General features: G+C 69.7%; 15 protein-coding genes. 3 read left to right on the forward strand and 12 right to left on the reverse strand.

The genetic code is table 11. From position 1 onward, the window contains the following. Positions 1 to 79: 79 nt before the first annotated feature. From ACRSCF_RS27495 to ACRSCF_RS27540, 10 genes are all read right to left on the reverse strand, one after another. A complete protein-coding gene (locus tag ACRSCF_RS27495; RefSeq protein ID WP_034363533.1) occupies positions 80 to 2,524 on the reverse strand; it encodes an adenosylcobalamin-dependent ribonucleoside-diphosphate reductase in 2,445 nt (814 codons plus the stop codon). A gap of 55 nt (positions 2,525 to 2,579) precedes the next feature. After that, on the reverse strand, positions 2,580 to 3,257 hold the full coding sequence (locus ACRSCF_RS27500; protein ID WP_047218516.1) for a carbonic anhydrase: 678 nt from the start codon (positions 3,255 to 3,257) through the stop codon (positions 2,580 to 2,582). Between the two features lie 21 nt (positions 3,258 to 3,278). Next, complete coding sequence (locus ACRSCF_RS27505) at positions 3,279 to 4,100, reverse strand: peptidylprolyl isomerase (protein ID WP_034363532.1); 822 nt, start codon at positions 4,098 to 4,100, stop codon at positions 3,279 to 3,281. Positions 4,101 to 4,197: 97 nt separating this feature from the next. Then, entirely contained in the window at positions 4,198 to 4,935 is a 738-nt protein-coding gene (narI, locus tag ACRSCF_RS27510) for a respiratory nitrate reductase subunit gamma (protein WP_017405247.1), read from the reverse strand. Continuing rightward, positions 4,932 to 5,645 carry a nitrate reductase molybdenum cofactor assembly chaperone gene (gene narJ / locus ACRSCF_RS27515; protein ID WP_034363530.1) on the reverse strand — a complete coding sequence of 238 codons (714 nt, stop codon included), beginning with the start codon at positions 5,643 to 5,645 and terminating at the stop codon, positions 4,932 to 4,934. The genes narI and narJ overlap by 4 nt, the downstream gene beginning before the upstream one ends. A gap of 11 nt (positions 5,646 to 5,656) precedes the next feature. Continuing rightward, positions 5,657 to 7,198, reverse strand: a complete 1,542-nt coding sequence (narH, locus tag ACRSCF_RS27520; protein WP_034363529.1) for a nitrate reductase subunit beta — start codon at positions 7,196 to 7,198, stop codon at positions 5,657 to 5,659. A gap of 18 nt (positions 7,199 to 7,216) precedes the next feature. Beyond that, positions 7,217 to 11,071, reverse strand: coding sequence for a nitrate reductase subunit alpha (locus tag ACRSCF_RS27525; RefSeq protein ID WP_034363528.1), 3,855 nt, complete (start codon positions 11,069 to 11,071; stop codon positions 7,217 to 7,219). A 67-nt stretch (positions 11,072 to 11,138) separates the two neighbouring features. After that, positions 11,139 to 12,599, reverse strand: coding sequence for an MFS transporter (locus tag ACRSCF_RS27530; protein WP_016451955.1), 1,461 nt, complete (start codon positions 12,597 to 12,599; stop codon positions 11,139 to 11,141). Positions 12,600 to 12,615: 16 nt separating this feature from the next. Continuing rightward, positions 12,616 to 13,938 (reverse strand): MFS transporter, encoded by a 1,323-nt coding sequence (locus ACRSCF_RS27535; protein ID WP_034363526.1) that lies wholly within the window; start codon positions 13,936 to 13,938, stop codon positions 12,616 to 12,618. Positions 13,939 to 14,094: 156 nt separating this feature from the next. Beyond that, positions 14,095 to 15,057 carry a helix-turn-helix transcriptional regulator gene (locus ACRSCF_RS27540; protein ID WP_034363525.1) on the reverse strand — a complete coding sequence of 321 codons (963 nt, stop codon included), beginning with the start codon at positions 15,055 to 15,057 and terminating at the stop codon, positions 14,095 to 14,097. A gap of 130 nt (positions 15,058 to 15,187) precedes the next feature. Between ACRSCF_RS27540 and ACRSCF_RS27545 the strand changes: the two genes are divergently transcribed. From ACRSCF_RS27545 to ACRSCF_RS27555, 3 genes are read left to right on the forward strand one after another with little or no spacing between them, the layout of a single operon-like run. Continuing rightward, positions 15,188 to 17,182 carry a TonB-dependent receptor gene (locus ACRSCF_RS27545; protein WP_244387587.1) on the forward strand — a complete coding sequence of 665 codons (1,995 nt, stop codon included), beginning with the start codon at positions 15,188 to 15,190 and terminating at the stop codon, positions 17,180 to 17,182. Positions 17,183 to 17,208: 26 nt separating this feature from the next. Continuing rightward, positions 17,209 to 18,276 carry a class I SAM-dependent methyltransferase gene (locus tag ACRSCF_RS27550; protein ID WP_244387588.1) on the forward strand — a complete coding sequence of 356 codons (1,068 nt, stop codon included), beginning with the start codon at positions 17,209 to 17,211 and terminating at the stop codon, positions 18,274 to 18,276. Further along, positions 18,273 to 19,514, forward strand: a complete 1,242-nt coding sequence (locus ACRSCF_RS27555; RefSeq protein WP_244387589.1) for an MFS transporter — start codon at positions 18,273 to 18,275, stop codon at positions 19,512 to 19,514. The genes ACRSCF_RS27550 and ACRSCF_RS27555 overlap by 4 nt, the downstream gene beginning before the upstream one ends. 4 nt (positions 19,515 to 19,518) lie before the next feature. Here ACRSCF_RS27555 and ACRSCF_RS27560 read toward each other — a convergent pair whose 3' ends face one another. Together ACRSCF_RS27560 and ACRSCF_RS27565 are read right to left on the reverse strand one after the other, a co-directional pair. Then, the gene (locus ACRSCF_RS27560; RefSeq protein WP_012203037.1) at positions 19,519 to 20,190 is read right to left on the reverse strand and encodes a response regulator; all 672 of its coding nucleotides are present in this window, start codon (positions 20,188 to 20,190) and stop codon (positions 19,519 to 19,521) included. A gap of 28 nt (positions 20,191 to 20,218) precedes the next feature. Next, positions 20,219 to 22,117: a type IV pili methyl-accepting chemotaxis transducer N-terminal domain-containing protein gene (locus ACRSCF_RS27565; protein ID WP_026062352.1), complete on the reverse strand. Its 1,899-nt coding sequence runs from the start codon at positions 22,115 to 22,117 to the stop codon at positions 20,219 to 20,221. Positions 22,118 to 22,170: the final 53 nt, after the last annotated feature.

Consider the following 22,170-nt stretch of genomic DNA (forward strand, 5'->3'; position numbering starts at 1 on the left):
GAAATGGCTGCATTCAGCAATTGCTGAACACAGCAAAACTACTGAACGCCATTTTTTGAAAACCACAGCGAACTGCCCTTCACCCGCAACTCCCCAGATGGCCGCAGGCCGTGCAGTACTCGCAGCCGTCCTTGCGGATCACGGCATGGGCGCCGCATTCCTCGCATTTGCGGCCGGCCATGACCATGGGGTCGGTGGCCAGGGCCTCGGGCTCGGGCAGCGGCGATGGGGCGGGCGGTGCGCCGCTGCCGCGCCGGGCCAGGATGTTCTGCACCGCATAGGCGATGGCGGCCACCTCGGAGTCGTGCCACATGGGCACGCGTGTGCCGTCGTCGCGCTGGTGGGTGCCCAGGCGCACGGGGCCCCGGTCCCAGGCCACCTTGCGCATATCGCTGAGGGCGCGCTCCAGGAAGCCGCCGCGCGCGGCCAGTGACAGCAGGCGCATGCTGGAGGTCACCCATTGCTGGGACTCGCCGCTCTGGCCCACGGGCATGAAGAATTCGATGGCGCGGTCCACCGTGCGGCCATCGGGCAGGACCACGGGCAGGAAGGAGACGACCAGGTACAGGCGCTTGGGGCCTTGCTGGGTCCAGTACTCGATCTTCTCGGCCACGGCGTCCAGCGCGCCCTGCGGGCGGCTTTCTATCACGGTGCGCAGGGGGTCGGGTGCGGAAGCCGCGGCCCCTGCCGGCGCGGGGGAGGCCGGCTTTTCAGCAGATTCGGGCGCATGGGTCTCGAGCACGGCGCCCAGGATGGTGTTGGGCCGGTAGGTGGCCAGCCCCTTGAGGCCGGCCTTCCAGGCCTGGCGGTACAGGTCCTTGAAGTCCTCGTAGGGATAGTCGGCCGCCACGTTGACGGTCTTGGAGATCGCCGTGTCCACGAAGGGTTGCACGGCCTGCATCATGGCGATGTGGCCGGCCGCAGGCATCTGCAGCGCGCTGACGAAGTAGTCGGGCAGCTGCTGCACGTCGCCCCCCAGCGAGCGGTACAGGCGCCAGGCATGGTCCTCGACCGCGTACTCGGCGCTGCCACCATCGGCCGTGCGTTTCTTGCGCTTGTAGGTCCAGGAGAACGGCGGCTCTATGCCGTTGGAGGCGTTGTCGGCAAAGGCCAGGCTGACCGTGCCCGTAGGCGCGATGGACAGCAGGTGGCTGTTGCGTATGCCGTGCGTGCGTATGCGCTGGCGCAGCGCATCGGGCAGGCGGCTGGCGAAGGTGCCTTCGGCCAGGTAGCCATCGGCGTCGAACTTGGGGAAGGCCCCCTTCTCGCGCGCCAGCTCCACCGAGGCGCCATAGGCCGCATCGCGCATGCGCTCGGCAATGCGCGCTGCCATGGCCCGGCCCTCGGGCGCGTCGTAGCGCAGGCGCAGCATGGCCAGCGCATTGCCCATGCCGGTGAAGCCCACGCCGATGCGCCGCTTGGCCTCGCTTTCCTCGCGCTGCTGCGGCAGCGGCCACCAGGTCAGCTCCAGCACGTTGTCCAGCGCACGCACCTGCACGGCCACGGCGCGCTCGAAGGCCTCGAAGTCGAACACAGGCTCGCCCGCGAAGCCGAACGGATGGCGCACGAAGCGCGTGAGGATGACGGGGCCGAGGTCGCAGCATCCGTAGGAGGGAAGCGGCTGTTCGCCGCAAGGATTCGTCGCCGCGATCTCCTCGCAGTAGCGCAGGTTGTTGTCGTCGTTGATGTGGTCCAGGAAGAGGATGCCGGGCTCGGCGAAGTCGTAGGCCGAGCGCATGATGGTGTCCCACAGCGTGCGGGCGGGCAGGGTCTGGTAGACCCACTGGCCGTCGGCGCGCTGGTGGGCACCCTGCTCCAGCAAGGCGGTGCCGGGGCGGGCGCGGTGCACCAGGTGCCAGGGCTGGTCTTCGGCCACGGCCTGCATGAAGGCGTCGCTGACGCCAACCGAGACGTTGAAGTTGTTCCAGCGGCCCGGCGTGCGCTTGGCGGTGATGAATTCGAGCACGTCGGGGTGGTCGATGCGCAGCACGCCCATCTGGGCGCCGCGCCGCGCGCCCGCGCTTTCCACGGTGGCGCAGGACTGATCGAAGACGTTGATGTAGCTGCACGGGCCCGAGGCCAGCGAGGCGGTGGCGCGCACCTCGGCGCCACGGGGGCGGATGCGCGAGAAGTCGTAGCCCACGCCGCCGCCGCGGCGCATGGTTTCGGCGGCTTCGCGCAGGGCTTCGTAGATGCCGGGGTAGCCGCCGTCGTCCACGCCCTGGATGCAGTCGCCCACGGGCTGCACGAAGCAGTTGATCAGCGTGGCCTGCAGGTCGGTGCCGGCCGCGCTCATGATGCGCCCCGCGCCTATGGCGCCGGCCTGCAGGTTGGCCAGGAACAGGGCCTCGCATTCGGCGCGGCGCGCCTCGGGCTCGACCGAGGCCAGGGCGCGGGCCACGCGGGCGTAGAGCTCGCCCACGCCGGTCTCGCCGTCCTTGAGGTATTTCTCGCGCAGCACATCGAGGCTGATGGGCTGCAAATCCGCCGCGTCCTGCGCGCGGCCCAGGTTTTCGCGATGCATTGGCATGGCTCCCGTGTTGACTTGCCTGCCGCCGTCCCTGGCACTTGCTCGGGCCTCAGTCGACAAGCACTTGTCCATCATGCTCCACGTAGGGCGGGTACGGCCCGGTGCCGCTGTGCGGAGCTTGAGATGCCGCAACAAAGCGGCCGGTCTGGACATCGAAGACATGGACTTCGCCGTCTTCGATGACATAGTGCCACCCGTGCAGGCTGAGCTGCCCGGCCTCTACCCGCGATCGCACCATGGGATAGGCCATCAGCCGTTCGAGCTGCAGCACGACGGCGCGCTGCTCGGTGCGGCGCAGCGCCTCGGGGCCGGCCTGCACGGGCAGCACGGCCTCGCGGCCCAGGTCCAGCCAGCGCTGCAGGTTGCGTGCCTCGGGCGAGACTTCTCCATACAGGGCCTTGATGGCCCCGCAGTGGCTGTGGCCGCAGACCACGATGCGGCTGACCTGCAGGTTGAGCACGGCGAATTCGATGGCCGCCGCCGTGCCGTGGTGGCCGTGCGATCCGTCGTACGGCGGCACGAAGGCGCCCACGTTGCGCACCAGGAACAGCTCGCCCGGCGGCGCCCCCGTGAGCAGGTAGGGAACCAGGCGCGAGTCCGAGCAGCCGATGAACAGCGTGGTCGGGTGCTGGCCCTCGTCGACCAGGGTGCGGAACTGCGCACGGTACTGCGGAAAGGCGTGCTCGTGGAAGCGCCGCAGGCGCAGCAGCAGTTCGTCGTCGGGCATGGGCACTGCGCCTTTGCCCGGCTATTGCACCAGCGGCGAGTCGGCCGCAGCGATGCGCACGCCCACCACTTCGGACTGGCCGGCCAGCAGCTGCAGGTACTGGTGGAGCGCGCTCACCCAGGTCTGCTGGTGCAGGGCCTGGGCGACGGCCGGGCGCGCCTGCTGCCAGTCGGTCAGAACGCCCGCCTCGCGCGCGCAGACCTCGACCACGTGCAGGCCGAAGCGGCTGTGCACCAGGCGCGGCAGCACGCCGATTTCCTGGGAGGCAAAGACATCGCGCGCGAATTCGGGTGCGCAGTCGCTGCGGCCCAGCCAGCCCAGTTCGCCGCCGTGCTGGCCGCTGGGGCAGTTGGACCATTGGCGCGCGGCCTCGGCAAAGCGCAGGCCGGCGTCGTCGGCGCAGCGCAGCTCGATCAGCAGGGCCTCGGCCCGCTGGGTGAGGGCGCGCACGTCCACGCCGGGCGTGACGGCAAACAGCACGTGGCGCAGGCGCACGCGCTCGCCCTGGGCGAAGCGCGCGGGGTTGGCATCGAAGTGGCGGCGGCAGGCGTCCTCGCCGGGCTCGGGCAGGTGCAGCGATTGCTCCAGCAGCTGCTCTATGGTCTGGGAGGCGCGCTCGCTGATGACGCCGTCGTCGCCGGCCGCATCATCGGCGCCCAGCAGGCCTTCGCGCTGGGCCTCCTGGCGCAGCAGCTCGGTGCAGGCGCGCTGGCGCAGTTCGCGCTCGGGCGGGCGCTGTCCGGGTGCGTGCAGCGGCGTGGCGTTGATGCGGGCCACCTCGGCACCGGCCTCGCCCACGGGCTGGAAGGCCGGCACTTCGGGAATCGCCGGGAGATCCCCCATCGGGGCAGAAGAAGTAGAAGTTGAAGAAGGGGTTGGAGACGCGCAGCCGCAGTGGCCGCCGCCCGATCCGTTGCATCCATGTTCCATGTCGCTCTCCTCAATGGCCGGGCTTGGCGTCACGGCGTGCCGACGATGCGGGCAGGCCCAGGCGGCGCGAGCGCACCAGCTGGTAGGGGCGCAGCAGGTAGACCAGGGTGCCGAAGCCGCTCCAGACGTGGACCAGGCGCGTGAAGGGGAAGACCAGGAAGATGCTCATGCCCAGGAACATGTGGGCCTTGAACACCCAGCCGGCCTCGGCCAGCAGTTCGGCTGCGCCGCCACGGAAGGTGACGATGCGCTGCGCCCATTCGGCCAGGGCCATCATCATGGAGCCGTCCATGTGCCTTGCCGACAGCGGGATGGTGGCCAGGCCCAGCAGCAGCTGCAGCCACAGCAGCCAGAGGATGGCGATGTCGCTGAACCTGGAGTGGGCGCGGATGCGCACGTCCGACAGCCGGCGGTGCAGCAAGATGGTGAGGCCGATGAAGCCCAGCGTGCCCGCGATGCCGCCGCTGACCATGGCCAGCAGCTGCTTGGCGCCTGCGGCCATGAAGGGCTCGTAGACGAAGTGCGGCGTGAGCATGCCCACGGTGTGGCCGAAGAACAGGAACAGCACGCCGATGTGGAACAGGTTGCTGCCCCAGCGCAGGCTGCCGCTGCGCAGCAGCTGCGATGAATCGCTCTTCCAGGTGTACTGGTCGCGGTCGAAGCGCAGCCAGCTGCCGATGAAGAACACGGCCAGGCAGATGTAGGGGTAGAGGCCGAAGAGCAGGTGGTCTATCCAGGAGGGGGTCATGTCAGGCTCCTTTGGCGGGGTCCTTGGGCTTGGGGCGCCGCCGTGCGGCGCACGAAATGCACGGGCTGCTCGGCGCCGGGACGGGATTTGCCCTGGCTGCTGCAGCCGTCGAAGGCGGCGGGTTCGGCCCAGGCATCGTCCATGGCGGGCTCGGGGCGGATTTCCACGCGTTCGGCCCTGTGGCCGGTGATCTCCAGCACGGCCGCGATCACGCTGGCATAGGGGCTGTCGCGCCGCACCAGCGCCGTGAACAGGGCGTTGAGGATGTGGGCCATCTCGCCCAGGAATTCACGGGCGATGGCCGGCGGCTGGGTGGAGGCGAACTCCAGCACCACGGCCAGGTGGTCGGGCAGTTCGTCGGCCTCGAAGGCCAGGCCCGCGCGCTCGTAGGTCTGCTGCAGGTCGATCAGCGCCGGGCCCCGGTCGGCCGAGTCGCCGTGCACATGCTCGAACAGGTGCAGCGAGGTCTGGTGGCCCCGGTCGAAGGTGTCCACGTAGCGGGCCTCGGCCTCGAAGGGGTCCATGGCCTGCAGCTGCTCGGCCAGCTGCTGCAACTCGCGCAGCCGCGCGGGCGCCACGGATTGCTCCAGGCGCAGGGCGTCGATCAGGCCCGGCAGCAGGGCGCGCAGCTCCGCGCCGGGGTAGCCGATGAGGCAGGCCAGCGCGCGCAGCGTCAGGCGCACGGGGGTGGAGGTGTTGTGATTGAACATGGCGGCAGTCCTCACATTTGCGCGCGGATGGGGATGGTGCGCGGCTTCTTGCCGCCGAACAGGCTGGCGTCGGTGCTGCCGTCGGAGCAGCCGTTGCCGAACGAGAAGCCGCAGCCGCCGCGCAAATCGAACGCGCTTTCGGCGTATTCGCGGTGGGCCGAGGGGATGACGAAGCGGTCCTCGTAGTTGGCGATCGCCATGGTCTGGTACATGTCCTCGACCTCGTGCACCGTCAGTCCCGCGTACTGGAGCACGGCCAGGTTCTGTTCCTGGTCCACGTGCTTGCTGCGCTGGTACGCGCGCATGGCCAGCATGCGCTCCAGCGCGCGCACCACGGGCGTGGTGTCGCCGGCGGTGAGCAGGTTGGCCAGGTACTGCACGGGGATGCGCAGCTGCGAGACATCGGGCAGGTCGCCATTGATGGGGCTGCGGCCGACACTGTCGAGATGCCCGGCGTTCGCCGCCGAGGTGATGGGCGACAGCGGCGGCACATACCAGACCATGGGCAGGGTGCGGTACTCGGGGTGCAGCGGCAGGGCCACCTTCCAGTCCACGGCCATCTTGTAGACGGGGCTGGACTGTGCGGCCTCGATCCAGGCGTCGGGGATGCCGTCGATGCGGGCCTGGCGGATGACCTCGGGGTCATTGGGGTCCAGGAAGATGTCCAGCTGCGCCTGGTAGAGGTCGCGGTCGCGCTCCACGCTGGCCGCCTCCTCGATGCGGTCGGCGTCGTACAGCAGCACGCCCAGGTAGCGGATGCGGCCCACGCAGGTTTCGGAGCAGACGGTGGGCTGGCCGGCCTCGATGCGCGGGTAGCAGAAGATGCATTTTTCGGCCTTGCCGCTTTGCCAGTTGTAGTAGATCTTCTTGTAGGGGCAGCCGGAGACGCACATGCGCCAGCCGCGGCACTTGTCCTGGTCGATGAGGACGATGCCGTCCTCCTCGCGCTTGTAGATCGAGCCCGAGGGGCAGGACGCCACGCAGGCCGGGTTCAGGCAGTGCTCGCACAGGCGCGGCAGGTACATCATGAAGGTGTTCTCGAACTGGCCGTAGATGTCCTTCTGGATCTGCTCGAAGTTCACGTCATGGCTGCGCTTGCTGAATTCGCCGCCCAGGATTTCCTCCCAGTTCGGACCCCATTCGATCTTCTCCATGCGCTGGCCCGAGATCAGGCTGCGTGCGCGCGCCGTGGGCGCGGCCTTGCTTTCCCTGGCCGACTGCAGGTGCTCGTAGTCGTAGGTGAAGGGTTCGTAGTAGTCGTCGATCTGGGGCAGGTTGGGGTTGGCGAAGATGCGCATCAACAGGCTCCACTTGCCGCCCTGGCGGGGCGCGATGGAGCCGTCCGTGCGGCGCATCCAGCCGCCGTTCCACTTGGCCTGGTTTTCCCACTCGCGCGGGTAGCCGATGCCGGGCTTGGTCTCGACGTTGTTGAACCAGGCGTATTCGACGCCGGGGCGGCTGGTCCAGACGTTCTTGCAGGTGACGGAGCAGGTGTGGCAGCCGATGCACTTGTCCAGGTTCAGCACCATGCCGATCTGTGCGCGGATTTTCATCGTGTTTCTCCTTGTTGTTCAGGCATGGGCGGCCGCGCCGGCCTCGGCTTCGTCGTCGAGCCAATCTATGCGGCGCATCTTGCGCACCAGGACAAATTCGTCGCGGTTGGTGCCGATGGTTCCGTAGTAGTTGAAGCCGTAGCTGTACTGCGCGTAGCCGCCGATCATGTGGGTGGGCTTGAGCACGATGCGCGTGACCGAGTTGTGGATGCCGCCGCGCGTGCCGGTGATCTCCGAGCCCGGCGTGTTGATGGTCTTCTCCTGCGCGTGGTACATCATCACCATGCCCGGCTTGACGCGCTGGCTGACCACGGCCCGCGCCGCGATGGCGCCGTTGGCGTTGTACAGCTCCACCCAGTCGTTGTCGGCGATGCCGGCGCTCTTGGCGTCGTCCTCGCTGAGCCAGACGATGGGGCCGCCACGCGCCAGCGTGAGCATCATCAGGTTGTCGCCATAAGTGGAGTGGATGCCCCACTTCTGGTGCGGCGTGATGAAGTTCAGCGCGATCTCGGGGTGGCCGTTGGGCTTTTGGCCCTGCACTTCCTGCAGCGCCTTCATGTGCACGGGCGGGCGGTAGCTGACGAAGCCTTCGCCGAAGTCGCGCATCCACGGATGGTCCTGGTAGAACTGCTGGCGGCCGGTGAGGGTGCGCCATGGGATCAGCTCATGCACGTTGGTGTAGCAGGCGTTGTAGCTGACCTTCTCGCTTTCCAGGCCCGACCAGGTGGGCGAGCTGATGATCTTGCGCGGCTGGGCCTGGATGTCGCGAAAGCGGATCTTCTCGTCCTCGCGGTGCAGGGCCAGGTGGGCGTGCTCGCGCCCCGTCTGCTTCGACAGCGCCTCCCAGGCCTTGACGGCCACGTGGCCGTTGGTCTCGGGCGCCAGCATCATCACCACCTCGGTGGCGTCGATGTCGGTGACGATGCGCGGGCGGCCCTGGCTCACGCCTTCCTCGCGCACCAGGCCGTTGAGCTCGCCCAGCTGCTCCACCTCGGTCTCGGTGTTCCAGCCAATGCCCTTGCCGCCGTTGCCCAGCCTGTCCATCAGCGGGCCCAGGGCCGTGAAGCGCTTGTAGAGGTTGGGATAGTCGCGCTCGACCACGGCAATCTGCGGCGCGGTCTTGCCGGGGATCAGGGCGCACTCGCCCTTCTTCCAGTCGCGCACGCCATCGGGCTGGGCCAGCTCGGCGGGGGTGTCGTGCATCAGCGGCGTGAGCACCACGTCCTTTTCCACGCCCAGGTGGCCCACGCAGACCTCGCTGAAGGACTTGGCGAAGCCCTTGTAGATCTCCCAGTCGCTCCTGGCCTGCCAGGCCGGGTCCACGGCCGCCGACAGCGGGTGGATGAAGGGGTGCATGTCGCTGGTGTTGAGGTCGTTCTTCTCATACCAGGTGGCCGTGGGCAGGACGATGTCCGAGTACAGGCAGGTGGTGCTCATGCGGAAGTCCAGCGTGACCAGCAGGTCCAGCTTGCCTTCGGGCGCCTTGTCGTGCCAGCGCACTTCCTGCGGCTTGGCCGAATGGCCGGCGCCGGGCCGCCCCAAGCCGGCCGCCCCCTGGGGGGAGGCGCGCAGCGCATCGGGGGGGTCTTGTTCTCCAAGGTCTTTTCCTTGCACGCCATGGGTGGTGCCCAGCAGGTGCTTGAGGAAGTACTCATGGCCCTTGCCCGAGCTGCCCAGGATGTTGGAGCGCCACACGAACATGTTGCGCGGCCAGTTGGCCGGGTGGTCGGGGTCCTCGCAGCTCATGGACAGCGAGCCGTCCTGCAGGGACTGCACCACGTGGTCCTTCACGTCCAGGCCCTGGGCCTGGGCGTCGCGCACCAGCTGCAGCGGGTTGGCCTGCAGCTGCGGCGCACTGGGCAGCCAGCCCATGCGCTCGGCGCGCACGTTGTAGTCGATCATGGCGCCGCCGTACTGGCTGCGGTCGGCCAGCGGGGACAGCACCTCTTCCACACCCAGCTTCTCGTAGCGCCACTGGTCGGTGTGGGCGTAGAAGAAGCTGGTGGAGTTCATCTGGCGCGGCGGGCGCAGCCAGTCCAGCGCAAAGGCCAGCGCGGTCCAGCCGGTCTGCGGGCGCAGCTTTTCCTGGCCCACGTAGTGCGCCCAGCCGCCGCCGCTCTGGCCGATGCAGCCGCACAGCATCAGCATGTTGATGATGCCGCGGTAGTTCATGTCGCAGTGGTACCAGTGGTTCATGGCCGCGCCGATGATGACCATGGACTTGCCGCGCGTCTTCTCGGCGTTGTCGGCGAACTGGCGCGCAATGGCGATCACCTGGTCACGCGGCACGCCGGTGATCTTTTCCTGCCAGGCCGGGGTGTAGGGCGCATCGGCGTCATAGCCGCCATCGGCGCCCTCGCCCTCCAGACCGCGGTGGATGCCGTAGTTGCCCGCCAGCAGGTCGAACACGGTGGCCACGATGGCCTCCTCGCCGTCCAGCACCATGCGCGAGACGGGCACGCGGCGCAGCAGCACATCCGTGCCCTGCTCGTTGGCGTCGAAGCCCGGCGACTGCAGGCCGCCGAAGTAGGGGAAGGCCACGTCGGCCACTTCACTGTCCACGCCCTGGCCGTCCAGCACCGAGAGCTTGAGCTGCACGTCGTTGCCCGTGCGCGCCTCCTTGGATTCGAGGTTCCACAGGCCCTCGTCGGCACGGCCGGCCTCGCCCCAGCGAAAGCCGATGGAGCCGTTGGGCAGGGCCACGCCGCCGTCCTCGCCGTAGGCCACGGTCTTCCACTCGGGGTTGCTGTCCTGGCCCAGGTGGCCGTCGAAGTCGCTGGCGCGCACATAGCGCTCGGGCACCAGGGCCGTGCAGCCGTCGGGCAGTTGCTGGCGCTTGAGGCGGATCAGCAGCGGCAGGTCGGTGTAGCGGCGCGCATAGTCCTCGAAATAGGCCGGGCGGCCGCGCTCGCCTAAGTAGAACTCCTTGAGGATGACGTGGCCCATGGCCATGGCCACGGCGGCATCCGTGCCCTGCTTGGGGTGCATCCACAGGTCGGCCAGCTTGGCGACCTCGGAGTAGTCGGGCGTGACGGCCACGACCTTGGCGCCCTTGTAGCGGACCTCGGTGAAGAAGTGGGCGTCGGGAGTGCGCGTCTGGGGCACGTTGGAGCCCCAGGCGATGATGAAGTTGGAGTTGTACCAGTCGGCGCTCTCCGGCACGTCGGTCTGCTCGCCCCATGTCTGGGGGCTGGCCGGCGGCAGGTCGCAGTACCAGTCGTAGAAGCTCATGCACACGCCGCCGATCAGGCTCAGGTAGCGGCTGCCTGCGGCATACGAGATCATGGACATGGCCGGAATCGGCGAGAAGCCGATGATGCGGTCCGGCCCGTGCTTCTTGATGGTGTAGACGTTGGCCGCCGCGATCATGCGGTTGACCTCGTCCCAGCTGCTGCGCACGAAGCCGCCCAGGCCGCGCTGCTTTTGCCACTCGCTGCGCGCATCCGCGTTCTCGACGATGGCGGCCCAGGCATCGACCGGGCTCCTGGCCACGGCCAGGGCGGCACGCCAGTGCTTGAGCAGCCGGCCGCGCACCATGGGGTATTTGACGCGGTTGGCGCTGTACAGATACCAGCTGTAGCTGGCTCCGCGCGCGCAGCCGCGCGGCTCGTGGTTGGGCAGGTCGGCGCGCGTGCGCGGGTAGTCGGTCTGCTGGGTCTCCCAGGTCACGATGCCGCCCTTGACGTAGATCTTCCACGAGCACGAGCCCGTGCAGTTCACGCCGTGCGTGGAGCGCACCACCTTGTCATGCGCCCAGCGGTCGCGGTAGGCGTCTTCCCAGGTGCGGTCCTCGCCCGTCACCTGGCCATGGCCGTTGGAGAATTCCTGCCGGGGCAGGGAGAAGTAGGAAAGCTTGTCCAGAAAATGGCTCATCGCGGGACTCCTTGTTGTTCGTTGCGGTGCGTTGCTGTTCGGTGCAGTAGTGCCTGCGGCCCGGGGCTCAGCAGGGCATCTCGGCGTTCCTGCGCGCGTAGTACCACCAGGTCACGCCCACGCACAGCACATAGAAGGCGGCAAACACCCACAGCGCCAGCTCGGGCCCGCCCGTGGCGGCGATGGAGCTGCCGTAGCTCTTGGGGATGAAGAAGCCGCCGTAGGCTCCCAGCGCGCCCGCAAAGCCCAGGGCGGCCGCGCCTTCGGTATTGCCCTCCTTGAGGGCATGGGCCTGCGCTTGCTCGCTGGGATGGGCGCCCAGTTCGCGCTGCTTGAGGGCCAGGAAAATCGCCGGGATCATGCTGAAGGTCGATCCGTTGCCGATGCCCGTGGTCAGGAACAGCACCAGGAACATCAGGAAGAAGCCCATGAAGCTGCCCTCGGCAGGGCCCAAGCCCAGCGCGTAGCCGCCGCTGCCCTTGGGCAGGAAATACAGCACGCCCACCACGGCCACGGCCATGACGAGAAAGTTCCAGAACGTCACGCGCGCGCCGCCCGCCTTGTCGGCCAGCCAGCCGCCAAAAGGCCGCGACAGCGCGCCCAGCAGCGGGCCCAGCCAGGCATAGGCCAGCGGATTGACCGCCGGGAACTGGCTCTTGATCAGCAGCGGAAAGCCGGCGGCAAAGCCGATGAACGAGCCGAAGGTGCCCAGGTACAGCAGGCACATCACCCAGTTGTGCTTGCGCCGGAAGATGGCGGCCTGGGCCGCGAAGCTGGCCTTGGCGTCGGCGATGTCGTTCATGCCGAACCAGGCGGCCAGCGAGGCGATGGCGATCCACGGCACCCAGATGAAGGCCGCGTTCTGCGCCCACACCCGGGTGGTCTCGCCGGCCTTGGTGATGGTCTGCGCATCGCCGCCGAAGACGCCGAAGATGCCGGCCGTGATCACCAGCGGGCTCAGGAACTGCACCACCGACACGCCCAGGTTGCCCAGGCCCGCGTTCACGCCCAGGGCCGAGCCCTTGCGCTCCTTGGGAAAGAAGAAGCTGATGTTGGCCATGCTGGAGCTGAAGTTGCCCCCGCCCAGGCCGCACAGCAGGGCCAGGATCAGCATGGTCGGATAGCCGGTGCTGGCGTCCTGCACGGCGTAGCCGATGCCGATGGCCGGGATCAGCAGCGAGGCCGTGGACAGCGCCGTCCAGCGGCGCCCGCCCATCAGCGGCACCATGAAGGAATAGAAGATGCGCAGCGTGGCGCCCGACAGCGCGGGCGCGGCCGCCAGCCAGAACAGCTGGTTGGTGGAGTAGGTGAAGCCCAGCGCGGGCAGGTTCACGGCCACCACGCTCCAGACCTGCCAGATGGCAAAGGCCAGGAACAGGGCGGGCACCGAGATCCAGAGGTTGATCCTGGCGATGGCCTCGCCCTCGCGCTCCCAGAACTGTTTGTCCTCGGGGCGCCAGAGGGTCAGCACGCTGCCGGGGCGGCTGCGCGCGGATGCCTTTGCGGCGGTCTTGATGTTCGCATGCATGTGCAACTCCTGCGGTTCAGCGCGCGGCCGGCTGCACATCGCTGTGGCCGCCGTGGCTGTTGAGCACGTCGGTGCGGCGCACCTCGGTGAAATACATCCAGATCAGCGACACCCAGACCACGCCGTACAGCAGCATGAAGGCGCTGGAGCGGATGCCCGTCCAGTCCAGCAGCACACCGAACAGGATGGGCAGGATGAAGCCGCCCAGGCCGCCGGCCAGGCCCACGATGCCGCTGATGGCGCCGATGTTTCCGGGGTAGTCGTCGCTGATGTACTTGAAGACGCTGGCCTTGCCGAAGGCCATGGCAATGCCCAGCACGAACATCAGCGCGGTGAAGGCATAGACGTTCAGGCCCAGGTGAAAGCGGGTGCTGCCCTCGGTGGTGAGCACCGTGAAGTCGGTCTGCGGATAGGACAGCAGGAACAGGCAGATCCAGCACACCCACAGCACCCACCAGGTCACGCTGTGCGCGCCGTACTTGTCCGACAGCCAGCCGCCGATGGCGCGCAGCACGCCGCCCGGCAGAGAAAAGCAGGCCGCCAGCAGGGCCGCCACGCGGATGTCCAGGCCGTACTCGCCCACGTAGTACTGCACCATCCACAGGCTCAGCGCCACATAGCCGCCGAAGACGATGCTGTAGTACTGGCAGTACTTGAGCACGCGCGGGTCCTTGAGCGCCTTCAACTGGTCGCTGAAGCGTACGTTGCTGGGCACCAGGTGGGCCGGGTCGCTGTGGCTGAACAGCCAGAACAGCACCAGCGCGCCCAGCATGATGGCCGCATAGGCATGCGGCACGGCGGCCCAGCCGAAGGCCACCAGGATCACCGGCGCCACGAACTTGTTGACCGCCGCGCCCGAGTTGCCCGCGCCGTAGATGCCCATGGCCATGCCCTGGCGCTCCTTGGGAAACCAGCGCGCCACATAGGGCGTGCCCACCGAGAACGAGCCGCCCGCCAGGCCCACGAACAGGCCGATGGTCAGGAAGTGCCAGTACTCGGTGGCATAGCCCATCACCCAGATCGCGGGCACGGTGACGGCCATCAGCACCGCCATCACGATGCGCCCGCCGAAGCGGTCGGTCCAGATGCCCAGCGGCACGCGCACCAGCGAGCCCGTGAGCACGGGCATGGCCGTGAGCAGGCCGAACTGCGTGGCGTTCAGATCCAGCATCTTCTTGATGGGGATGCCGATGATGCCGAACATCATCCAGACCATGAAGCAGACCGTGAAGGCCAGGGTGCTGACGGCCAGGACCGACCAGGCCTGGCGGTCGTGGCGTGTGCCTGTGCTGGTGCTCTTGCGGGGGTCGCCCTGTGCGGTGGGCGCTGTGTTTGCCATTTTGTTTTCCTCGTGGGGGCTATGGCTTCCATGGTCCCGCGCGAGGGCCGCGCCGCACATCCGCCAGCCGTACGCTCGGACAAGGCGGAAGAACTAGGAGCGCGCAGGCGGGCCTAGTTCCAAAGAACTATCGGGGACAAAAAGGCTTGACGCAGATCAGGAGCGGCGGCCAAAAACGGACTTCGGGCTGCGCCCGTAGAACCGCGCAAATGCCGCACTGAAGTTCGACGGATGGGCATAGCCCACCTGCCAGCCGGCCTGGGCGACCTGGCAGCCGGTCTCCAGCAGCGCCCAGGCGCGGCGCATGCGCAGCTCCAGCAGCAGGGCCTGGGGCGTGGTGCCGAAGACGGCGCGAAAGCCCTGCTTGAGCCGGTGCTCGCCCAGGCCCACGGCGGCGCTCACGTAGGCCAGGGTCAGCGCGCGGTCCATCTGGGTGGACAGCAGTTCGCGCGCCTGCTCCAGCCGGGCCAGTTCGTCGGCCGACCAGCGCGGTGCCGCCTTGGCCGGCTGCGGCGCAGGTGCCAGGTGGCGCAGCTCCAGCGCGGCCAGGCTCAGCATGGCGATGTGGCGGTCCAGCGCATCGGTGGGCTGGTGCCCGGGCGGCTGGGCTAGGCGCCGCGCCAGCGCCAGGCTGGCCGGCAGGCTGGCACGGTGGTCCAAGGGCCGCACGCCGGCCGCGCCGTCCACCTGCGTCAGCCGCCGCGAAAGCTCGGCCCCCAGATAGCGGTCCAGCGCCGCGCCCGACAGCAGCAGGCGCAGCTGGCGCACGGTCTGGCCTGCCGCATAGCGGCGCTCGCCCTGGCTGCCGCGAAAGGCTGCCAGCGTGGTCCGCCCTGCGGCGAAGCGCAGCGCCGCGCCCGTGCGCGCCACAAAGCCCGATTGCCCGGCCAGCCCCAGCGTGATGACCAGGGTGCGGCCCTGGTCCGAGGCATCGGCCTGCACGCTGTCCTCCACCAGGTCGCGCAGCGGGCAATAGTGCGAGCGCGCCAGCACGATGCCGTCGCCCAGCGTGAAGCGCTCCGCATGGCAGTCGCCCAGCTCGGCGGGCAGGGCATGCCGCGTCCAGCCCGGCGCACAGGGCTGGGGCAAGGCAAGCGAGGAAGGGATGCGGGAGGTCATGGGAGAGGAATGGATGCGCGCTTCGCATAGGAAATGCTCCGGCGCGCATACGTTTTCAAATGATAGCGATTCTCATCTTCCCTAGCATCGGTCTCCAACGAGATTCCCTTTTGGAGAGGACGAGAAAACCATGGCATTCCCCCTTCGCTGGCCGGCCGCGCTGGCCCTGGCCCCCTTCACGGTGGCGGCCCAGGGCCAGGCGCCCGAAGCCACCCTGCCCGAGATCACGGTCACGGTGAACAAGCAGGCCGAGAGCCTGGACGCCGTGCCCGCCAGCGTCTCCGTTTTCGACGGCGCGGCGCTGGAGGCGGCTGGCGTGCGCGGGCTGGACGCGCTGTCCGCCCAGGTGCCGGGCTTTGTGTTCCAGGCCTTCGGCCAGTCGGGCGTGCAGCCGCCCGTGATGCGCGGGCTGACGGCCAACTTCGTGTCGTTCTCCTCGTCCACGCTGCTGCTGGTCGATGGCGTGCCCACGCTGATGGCCCAGGGCTTCGAGCACAACCTGCAGGGCGTGGACCGCGTGGAGGTGCTGCGCGGCCCGCAATCGACCTTGTACGGCCGCAATGCCGAAGCGGGCGTGGTCAGCATCGTCACGCGCCAGCCCGGCGACGCGCCCTATGCATCGATCAGCGCCGAGGCCGGCAACCACGGCCAGCGCGCGGGCAGCTTCGAGCTGGGCCGCGCCCTGGTGCCGGGCCAGCTCTACATCGGCCTGTCGGGCGAGTGGCGCGCGCAGGACGGCTTCATACGCCAGCAGGCGACGGGAGCGCGCGTGGACGACCGCGAGCGCGCCAGCGGCCGCCTGGCCCTGCGCTGGACGCCCACGGCCGAGACCGAGGCCACGCTGCGCTACGCCCAGCAGCGCTGGGACGACGGCGCCGCGCAATGGGGCAGCATTGCCGCGCCGCGCGCCACGGTGAACTCGGGCACGGACAGCTGGAACCGCTCGCGCGGGCAGACGCTGGCGCTCGATGTCTCGCACCGCTTTGCCTCGGGGCTGCGGCTGCGCTCCATCACCGCGCGCAATGTCTTCGACGACCGCGTGCTGCAGGACACGGACTTCCAGCGCGCCGACCTGCTCCACGTGCGGCGTGACTACCGCCTGGCCACGACCTCGCAGGAACTGCGCCTGGAGGGCGAGGCCGCAGGCCTGTGGAACGCGCGCTGGCTGGCCGGCCTGTACCTGGACCGCGACGACCATGACCTGCGCTACGAGCAAAAGCTGCCCGCCGCACTGATGCGGCCCACGGCCGGGCTCAAGGGCAGCACGGCGGCGCTGTTCACGCACTGGACCGTCCCGCTGTCCGAGCGCTGGACGCTGGCGGCCGGCGCGCGCGTGGAGCGCAACCGCGTGGAACTGGCCCCCGTGGGCGCGGCGGCGCGCAGCGACGACTGGTCGCGCTTGAGCCCCAAGCTCTCGCTGCAATACCAGTGGTCGCCCCAGGGCCAGATCTACACCAGCCTCAGCGAAGGCTACCGCGCGGGCGGCTTCAACGTGTTCTCTCCGGCCATGGGCTATGCGGCCTACGAGCCAGAGACCGTGCGCGCATGGGAGATCGGCACCAAGGGCCGGCTGCTGGGGCAGCGCCTGCGCTATGCGGCCTCGGTCTACACCCAGCAGGTTCGCGACATGCAGGTGCAGCAGATGGGCCTGCCGGGCGTGGTCTACATCACCAATGCGGCGCGGGCACGCTCCACGGGCGCGGACTTCGAGCTGGACTATGTGTTCGGCGGCGGCTGGCAGCTGCAGACGGCCCTGGGCCTGAACCGCACGCGCTTCGGCAGCTTCCGCGACGGCGGCGCCGTCTACGACGGCCACCGCAACCCGTTTGCGCCCGACATGACGGCCCATGTGGCGCTGCGCTACGACGCGCCCGGCCGCTGGTGGGCGCAGGCCGCCGTGCAGGGCACGGGCAAGGTCTACCTGGACGCCGCCAACGCCTACCGCCGCCCCGGCTACGGGCTGCTCAACCTGGCGGCCGGCTATGCCCAGGGGTCCTGGGAAATCGCCGCCTACCTGCGCAATGCCGCCAACCGCCGCTATGACGCCGTGGGCTACCTCAACGGCCAGGTCGTGGTCTACAGCCCGCCGCGCGAGTTCGGCGTGCGGCTGACCTGGCGCATGTGACTCCCTTTCGTGAAAAGGACCTTCCGATGAATACACCCCGCTGTGAATCCCCTACCCACGCCCCCTCCCACGCCCTGCAGCCGCTGTGGGACCTGGCCGCCGCCCAGGTGCAGGCCGAGGCCCTGGTGCTGGCGCTCGAATCGGGCGCCCTGGACCGGCTGGCCACGCCCCAGACGCCGGCCGAGCTGGCCCAGGCCCAGGGCTGGAACGAGGCCAATACCTCCCACTGGCTGGAATTGCTGTGGAGCATGGGCCTCCTGCGGCGCGGCCGGCACGAGCCCGTGAGCTACCTGCTGGCCACCGACGCGCTGCGCTACCTGCACAGCGCATCGCCCGAGTCCTGCGGCGCGGCCTGGCTGTTCCGCCTGCGCTCGCTGCGCCACTCCGCCACGCTGCTGCGCGGCCTGGTCGAGCACGGCCCTGCCGGGGACAGCTCGGCCTGCAGCGCCCCCTTGGCCACGGGCAATGCAGAAGGCTGGGCCGCCGCCGCGCGCGCCCAGATCGGCCAGGAGCAGCGCGCCGTCAGCGTGCCTGCCGCGCTGAACCTGCTGCAGCAGGTTCCCGAGGCAGGCGCCGCGCGCCGCATGCTGGACCTGGGCGGCGGCCCCGGCTGGATCGCGCTGGCCCTGCTGCGCCGGCAGCCCGCGCTGCAGGCCAGCGTCTTCGACTGGCCCGAGGCCGTGGCCGTGGCGGCGGACAACGCCCGCCAGTCCCGCCTGTCCGACCGCTTCACCGCCCTGGGCGGCAACCTGGCCACGGACAGCATAGGCAGCGGCTACGACCTGGTCTGGTGCTCGTCCGTGCTGCACTTCGTGCCCGATGCGGCAGCCGTGGTCGCCAAGGTGTTCGACGCGCTGGCGCCCGGCGGCGTCTTCGTCTGCGCCCATGCCGAGGTGGATGAGACGCCCGAAGCCGCCCTGCGCACCCTGCCCTACTACCTGCCCATGCGCCTGCTGGGCCGCAGCGTGACCCGGCGCGGCGAGCTGCAGGCGCTGCTGGCGCAGGCCGGGTTCGAGCGCATAGAACGCATCGAGTCGCGCGAGTTTCCGATGGCGCCGCTGGCCGTGCTCGTGGCGCGCAAGGCCGCGCCATGAAGGCCGCAGCTCCCCGCCCTGTCTGGCTGCTCCAGGCGCTTTTCGGCTGGCTGCACCTGGCGCTCACGGCGCCCAGCGTCTACCTGTGGCTGGGCCTGCCCCTGGTCATGCGCCAGCATGGCTGGTCGGGCACGGCCATCGGCCTGTTCCAGCTGGCGGGGCTGCCCGCGCTGATCAAGTTCGCGCTGGCCGCGCCCGTGGAAGCGCGCAGCGCGAACGGCCGGCCGCGCTACCGCGCCTGGGCGCTGGCCCTGTGCCTGGCTTATGCGGCCGTGCTGCTGGCCCTGGGCTGGCAGCAGTTGCTGGCCGAGCGCCTGTGGCTGTTCGGCCTGGCCTTCGCGGCCGCGCTGGCCGCCACCTGGGCCGACATTCCCGTCAGCGCCCTGGCCATCCGCCTGCTGCCCGCGTCCGAGCGCATGCGCGCCGGGGGCGTGCGCGCAGCGGCGCTGTCGCTGGGCGCCATCGTGGGCGGCGGGATGATGCTGCTCATGCAGGCGAAATGGGGCTGGCGCGCGCCCTTCCTGTGCCTGGCCGGCGCACTGGCGCTGGGCGCCCTGCTGCTGGCCTGGGTGGTGCGCCATGAGCCGGGGGATGCGCCCTCGCCCCTGCTGCTGCCTGTGCCCAAAGCTGGACTGGCCGCCATGGTCCGCGGCTATGGCGCCCAGCCCGGTGCCTGGCGCTGGACCCTGGTGCTGGTCAGCTACTTCCCCTTCATCGGCGCGGCCTGGTTCTACCTCAAGCCGCTGATGCTGGACCACGGCTTCGCGCCCGCCCAGGCCGCCCTGCTGGCCGGCATGGGCGGCGGCGTGGTGGCTGCGCTGGCGGGCGCGGCCTCGCCCCTGCTCACGCGCCGCCTGGGCACCCGGCGCGCCCTGCCCCTGTATGCGGGCTGCAACGTGGCGGCGCTGGCGCTGCTGGCGGCCGTCATCGCAGCCGGCGCCCCGGCCCCGGGCCTGATCGCGGCCGTGGCCTGCGTGGCAGCAGCCATGGGCGCCTCCTCGGCCTGCGTCTTCGGACTGATGATGCAATTCGCCCGCCCGCGCTGGCAGGCCTTCGACTACGGCCTGCAGGCCAGTCTGTTTGCCGCCAGCCGCATGCTGGTGCCGCTGGCCGCCGGCGTGGCGCTGGACGCCGTGGGCGCGGCAGCCATGCTCACCGGGCTGACCGTAGCGGCCGCGCTGGCCTGGGTGTGGGCGATGCGGTGTGCGGGGGATGGTTGGGCTTCAGCCACAGCGTAGGCCGCTAATCCCGCTGCCGCTCCGACGCATACACCGCCGCCTGCACGCGCGAGCTCAGGCCCAGCTTGCGCAGGATGTGCTGGACGTGGATCTTGACCGTGGTCTCGGCAATGTCCAGCGTGCGGGCGATTTCCTTGTTGCTGGCGCCTCGGGCGATCTGGACCAGCACCTCTTCCTCGCGCGGGGACAGCGGCGAGGCCGGGGCCTCGTCCGGCTCGGGCGCCTGGGGCTCGGGCGCGCCCTGGGACTGGAAGGCCGCCACCAGCTTGCCCATCATCTCGGGGCTGACCACGGGCTCGCCGCGCGCGGCGCGGCGCAGGGCTTCGGACAGCAGGTCGCCGTCGATGGTCTTGAGCAGATAGCCCTGGGCGCCGTTGCGCAGCGCGGCCGCCAGGTCCTGGCCGTCCTCGCTCACGGTGAGCATGACGACGCGGCTGCCGGGCGATGCGGCCCGCAGGCCCGCGATGGCATCGACGCCCAGCACACCGGGCAGGTGGTTGTCCAGCAGGATGACCTGGGGCGCCAGCGCGGGCACCAGGCGCAGGGCCTCGCCCGCGTCGCCGGCCTCGCCGACCACGCGCAGGCCTGCGTCCTGGGCGATGAGGGCGATCAGGCCGCGGCGGAACAGCGTGTGGTCGTCGATGACGAAGACGGAGATGGGGCTGGAGAAGGACATGGGGCGGCTTTTTTCTTCCGGGAGCGTGTCACGCGTTCGAGGGGAGGGCCTGCGCCGGCGCCCCGGCCGAGGCCGACGGCGGCAGCTCGATGAGCACGCGCGTGCCCTCGCCGGGGCGGGAGTGGACATGGACCAGCGCCTGCGCCAGCAGGGCGCGCTCGCGCATGATGCCCAGGCCCACATGCAGCGAGTCCGGCGCCACGTCGGCGGGGACGAAGCCGCAGCCGTCGTCGCTGACCTCGAAGCGCCAGGGGTGGCGCCCCACGCGCAGCTGCACATGCCTGGCACCCGCGTGCTTGCGCACGTTGGACAGCGCCTCCTGCACCATGTGCAGCACCTGGATCTGCACATCGGGCGCCAGCGGCAGGCCCTGGCCGGTCATGCTCAGCGAGGTGGCAATGCCCGTCTGGTGCTCGAACTTGGACAGCGTGGCGCGCAGCGCGGCCTCGATGTCCTCGGCGCTGGTGCGCGTGCGGAAATGCACCAGCAGCTCGCGCACGTCGGCATAGCATTCGCGCACGCCCACTTCCAGCTCGCCCAGGCTGCGGTCGCGCGCCTCGTCGCGGCCCTTGGCCACGGCGTCGCGCAGCAGCTGGGTCTGTATCTTGAGAAAGGCCAGCGACTGGGCAATGGAGTCATGCAGCTCGCGCGCGATCAGGCCGCGCTCCTCGGCCACGGCGGCTTCGCGCTCCAGCGCCGTGGCGCGCAGGCTTTCCATGGCGCTGGCCAGGTGGCGCGCCATGGCGGACAGCAGGTCGCGCATGTCGTCCGTGAGCACCACGGTGGAGCGAAAGAACAGGTTGACCTCGCCCAACAGGCGCTGCTGCAGTTGCACGGGGATGCTGACCACGGTCTCGAAGCCGGCCTCGCGGCAGTGCGGCAGCTGCAGGTCGCTGGCCGGCGTGATGGGGATCACGCGCAGCCGCGCCTGCTCGCGCGGCTGGCCGCACAGGCAGGCGCCCGTGTGCAGGCAGTGCTCCTGCACCGACATGGACTGGGGCAGGCCGTCGCCGGCCAGCAGCACGTAGCGCTCGTTGGCCTCGTCGGACCAGCGCACCGTGGCCGCATCGGCCTGGGCCGCCAGGCGGACCTGGCGCACAAAGCCTTCGGCCAGGGACTGCAGGCTGGCGGCCTCCGACGCCTGCACGCTGACCGCGTACAGCGCCTGCAGCTGCTGGTGCTGCACGTTGAGGCTGGCGGTCTTCTCGCGCACCTTGTCCTCCAGTTCGGCGTGCGAGCTTTGCAGCGACTGGGCCATGAGGTTGAAGCCGGCCGCCAGCTGGCCGAACTCGTCGTCCACCTCCACGCTCATGCGCGTGTCCAGGTGTCCGCGGCGCATGCGCTCCAGCGCCGAGCGCAGCTGGCCCACGGGATGCAGCACCAGCCAGTAGCTGGTGGCCATGAAACTCACGGCCGCGATGATGGCCAGCGCCATCAGACACATCTGAAACAGGTGCAGGATGGCCGTCCAGCGCGAGAGCCGGTCCTCGATGGCTTCGACAAAGCCGTCCACCTCGCGCACGAAGGCGTCGGCGCTGCCCATGATGGCCTGCGCATCGGCCTGGTCCTCGGCCTGCCAGCGCGCGTGCAGCGCGCTCCAGTCGCGGCGTATGCGCTCGTAGCGCTCCCTGACCTCGTCGCTCCAGGGCACGAACAGCGGGCGCGACATGTCGCCGCTGCGCAGCAGGTCCAGGCTGGCGTCGAACTGCTGCGCGCGCGCCTGCCACTGCGCAGGCGCCTCGTTCTGGCGCGCCATGGCCATGCGCACCATGCTCATGCGCAGCCGCCCGGCCTCGTTCACGGCGGCCGCGCCGCCCTCCAGCTGCCAGGCCACCCACAGCGTGAAGCCGATCGATGCCACGGCCGCCAGCAGGCAGGCCGCGCCCATGAGCAGCAGCTTGGTCGAAAGCGAGGGCTTGCCATGCATGGTCGCACTGTAGCCACGGCGCATTTGCGCGTCTTGACCTGAATCAAGCGCCA

This window comes from Delftia sp. 11MD (assembly GCF_050907895.1).
GTDB lineage: Bacteria > Pseudomonadota > Gammaproteobacteria > Burkholderiales > Burkholderiaceae_C > Comamonas > Comamonas tsuruhatensis.